Source organism: Sulfurimonas sp. RIFOXYD2_FULL_34_21, assembly GCF_001830805.1.
GTDB lineage: Bacteria > Campylobacterota > Campylobacteria > Campylobacterales > Sulfurimonadaceae > Sulfurimonas.
The window spans coordinates 1-4,044 of record NZ_MICH01000009.1 but is presented as its reverse complement, the minus strand read 5'-3'; the positions used below and the strand labels follow the sequence as shown (position 1 = coordinate 4,044).

2 protein-coding genes and 1 pseudogene are annotated in these 4,044 nt (G+C 32.7%); 1 reads left to right on the top strand and 2 read right to left on the bottom strand.

Translation table 11 applies throughout. The annotated features are described in order from the left end of the window. A partial coding sequence (locus A2530_RS05605) for a methyl-accepting chemotaxis protein (RefSeq protein WP_294891488.1) occupies positions 1 to 1,740 on the bottom strand: 1,740 nt, incomplete at its 3' end. Positions 1,741 to 2,334: 594 nt separating this feature from the next. On the opposite strand from A2530_RS05605, the gene A2530_RS05600 reads away from it, so the two are divergent. After that, positions 2,335 to 3,540, top strand: a complete 1,206-nt coding sequence (locus A2530_RS05600) for an AAA family ATPase (protein WP_294891486.1) — start codon at positions 2,335 to 2,337, stop codon at positions 3,538 to 3,540. Between the two features lie 211 nt (positions 3,541 to 3,751). On the opposite strand, the pseudogene A2530_RS05595 reads toward A2530_RS05600, so the two are convergent. Next, positions 3,752 to 4,044 (bottom strand): annotated as a pseudogene (locus A2530_RS05595) (hypothetical protein); the annotation flags it as partial.

Genomic DNA, 4,044 nt, shown 5'->3' with positions numbered 1-4,044 from the left:
CTGTTCACGGTTTGCATTACTTACATCTTGAACCATTGAAGCAGTTTGAGCTATCTTGTCTGCTATTACTTCAAATCCACGTGTTAACTCTGTTGCTATATTCATACCTTCGTTTGATTTGTTGGCTGCTTGAGATGCCATAGCTTTTATCTCTTTAGCGGCTTCAGCTGAACGGTTAGCAAGGTTTCTTACTTCTTGAGCTACGACTGCAAATCCTTTTCCAGCATCACCTGCGGTTGCAGCTTCAACTGCTGCGTTAAGACTTAGTATGTTTGTTTGGAATGCAATGTTCTCTATAATAGCTACTGCATCATTGATAGAGTTAGTAGCACTTTGGATCTCTGTCATAGCAGAAGCGGTTCTCTGAGCAAGAACAGCTCCTTCTCTTGCAGCAGAATCTGTTTGAGTTGCCATAAGAGCCATATCGTTTGACTTTTGGACGTTGTTTTGGACATTGGATGTCATCTCTTCCATTGCGGCTGCTGTTTCTTCTAAACTTGCAGCTTGTTGGTTACTTGCTGTTGATAGGGATTCTACGGCTTGTTTTAGAGTTGATGCTTCATCTTGCAAATCAACACCGTTTTGGAGAGATGAGCTTAGCATAGTTGTAATCGCATCACGCAATTTATTTATATCATGTGTAAGCGTGTCAAATACTCCGTTTTGTTCAATATTATTGATAACTAACTCTTTAGTGTAGTTATTGTTACAATACTCTTCAAGCAAATTATTCATAGTTATAAAGTTTGCTTTTAAGTTATCAAGACCTTGATTTATAGTAATTTTTAAATTTCGCAAACTTGCATTATTTGAATTTGCCTCGATATGCTGAGAGAACCAGCCTTTTTGAACTCTATTCATAACACTTTGAACATCTTCTATAAATTTCGCATCGGTTATGACTTCTATTTCTGTTTTTCTTATATTTTCATTTATAACTTTTGCCATTTCTCCAAATTCATCTTTGGATTTAATATGGATGAGATCTGCTTTATCTGTTTCATGGTTTAAGAAACTAAAAAATCTATTTATCCCATTATTTAGTGCGTTTACCGATGAAACCATACTTTTAACAATTAACATACCGATAATAAAAAGCAGTGTTAATGAAACAATTATGATAGTAATTAATGTAATTTTTACCGTTTCATAAGTGCTATTTGCATTTTTTATAAGCGATAAAGCAGTTTGTTCTTGAAGCTCTAAGAGTTTTTCTGCTCCTTCTTTTGTTTTTTTAAATAATGGAAGAACATTTGTAACTGTAAATAACTGAGCTTTTGTATAGTCTCCTGATTTAAATATTTCGATGGTCTTTTTCAATCCATCCTCTACAAACAACTTTCTTGAAGCCGCCCACTCATTAGCCAACTCTTTTTCTTTAGCAGACATTTCTCTTTGTAGATATTGTTCCCATAGTTTGGTGATTTTATCCGCATTTTTTGGGATCTCATCCAAGTGCATATCTGTTTTATGAGTTTTTTCATGCTCCCTGCTAACTTCTAGATGCGGATCATGATAACCTGCTAGAAGCAACATTTGTAAATTTTGTATGATAAGCTCATTAATTTGAGTTATTTGACTTATAGGGGTGTAGCCATCTTTGTACATAGAAACCGTAGATTCATTTAACTTTTTAGAGTTAGTTATGCTCATAGTTCCTAATAGAGCAGAAGAGATTATTGATATTAATAAAAGCGAAATAATTTTTGCTTTTACAGACAAGTTATTTATAAAATTCATTTTTTTCCTTTATTTTATTGATTAAATTAAAAACCAGCACTTATAATTAGTGCAACATTATGTTCGTATTGGCTGAAAAAACAGACGATAGACTTCTTGTATAAACTTGGTAAAGAAAAAGATATTTTGAATATAAAATTCTAAGAGTTTTTGTAATGGATTATTCGTAGTGTTTTTAGTTAAAGAAAAAAGAAGAGATTTAAAAATAGAGATAAATTTCTTAGTGTAAATGCAAAGGCAAATAAAATATCTAGAGTAAACTAGAGTATGATAACTATTATCATTATTTTGTCGTCTCTCTCTCTCTAACATACATACTATTAAAATAAGCTTAAAGCTAAGATAAAATTTTTTCTCCAGCTAAAATTATTTGTAAGATTAAAGTTAAAAATAGATGTGTAGGCAGATAAGATTAGTTGTTTATGTAACATAAGATATACGCCCTTTCATTTATTTTGTTGTTTCTAAAACGGAAGTTTACAACCGTAGTGTTGCAAGTATGTTGCAATTTTTATGATTTGTAGGCACTTTAGTACATCCAAATTAATCTATTTTTAGTTACAATCGTATAATACAAAAAACGATAGGAATAAAATGGAATCTCTTTTTGAAAATATAAAACATATCTCAAATCAAAAGTTGAGACAAAAACTTCCTGTGTATAAAAGATTTTTATTTGAAAAAATCAAAATAGGAACTGATAAGATTATCGGTATCTATGGGAGCAGGGGTGTTGGCAAAACTACTTTAATGCTACAAGTTTTACAAGAGTTAAATTATGCTTCAGATGAAATTGTTTATATATCTTGCGACCATCCTCTTTTTAGCGGTATATCTCTTTTTGAGTTTGCAGAGTATTTTTACAAGTATGGCGGAAAGTACATTGTCATAGATGAGATCCATGAAGCTAAAAACTTTGAACAAGAGTTAAAGTCCATTTATGATTTTATGGATATAAAAATCATATTTTCAGGCTCAAGCGCTGTTAAAATTACCAACGCCTCTTTTGCAAGAAGGTACGCTATGCATAAACTTCCGATTCTCTCTTTTAGAGAATTTTGTGAGATAAAACTTGATGTCGCATTTTCTAGTTTTACATTTGAAAATCTTTTAAATTCTCATGAAAATATAGCTCAAGATATTTTGAATTCTATCAAAGATGAGAAAATTTTAAAGCTATATAATGAATATTTAGAGTTTGGAGCATATCCGTATTATTTTGCAGCGAAAGATAGTTTTATGCAAAAAGTAAGTGATACTATAAATACGGTTCTTTTTACGGATGTAGCTCTTTTATATAAAGTGAGCGCTTCAAATATAGAGATGCTAAAAAAGCTTCTACATACTATATCGCTCTGTAAACCGTTAGAATTATCCATAGAAAGTCTCAGTAAAACGGTAGGCGTATCAAAAGCCACGCTCTATAACTACATAGAGTACCTTCACCGTGCCGAACTGCTGCGACATATAGTCTATGAGGGTAAAAGGTTCAAATCAATGCAGATGCCTGACAAACTTTATCTCTCAAACACGAGTTTGCTAAAATCTCTTACAAACAGCAGTGATATAGGAACGATGAGAGAAACTTACTTTGCATCACAAGTTTCATATACTTGTTCTCTTTATTATGTAAAAAAAGGGGATTTTCTGGTTGATGAAAAATATACTGTTGAGATAGGCGGTAAAAACAAAAGCTTTGAACAGCTAAAAGATGTTCCTAACAGTTATGTAATTGCCGATGATATAGAGATAGGCTTTAAAAACAGACTGCCTCTTTGGCTTATGGGGTTTTTGTATTAGGCTTCTTTTAAAAACGATAATTTAGTTTTTAAGCATTATCGATTGTCGTATATTTTTCAAATAATGAGAGAGTAGCAATTCATTTGACATTGTGGGCAAGGTTAAAACCTTGCTTGTGTTTTCTTCTCTTTGGAAACGAGGATTTATCCTCGTCTGTTTTAGCAATTCATTTGACATTCAGGGCAAGGTTAAAACCTTGCTTCCATGTTTATTAAAAACTTTCCCAAACATCACCTTCACGTTTTACATGAGGAAGTGAGTTTTTATTAGCGTTTGAGATAGCAGTCGGCTTGGACGTATGTTTAGCTACAACTACAGGCTTAGCGGCTTGAACACTCTGACTTGCTCTAGTGTGGCTCTGAGTCGCTCGTATATTATTCTTACCCACAAACTCTTTTGATTGTGCATCTTGAACCATAGCTTGGGCTTTAGAGATAGTAGCGTTTGCAATAGAGTCTGCCTGAGCTGCTACTTTTGCATTCTCTTGTGTCATTTGGTCTAGTT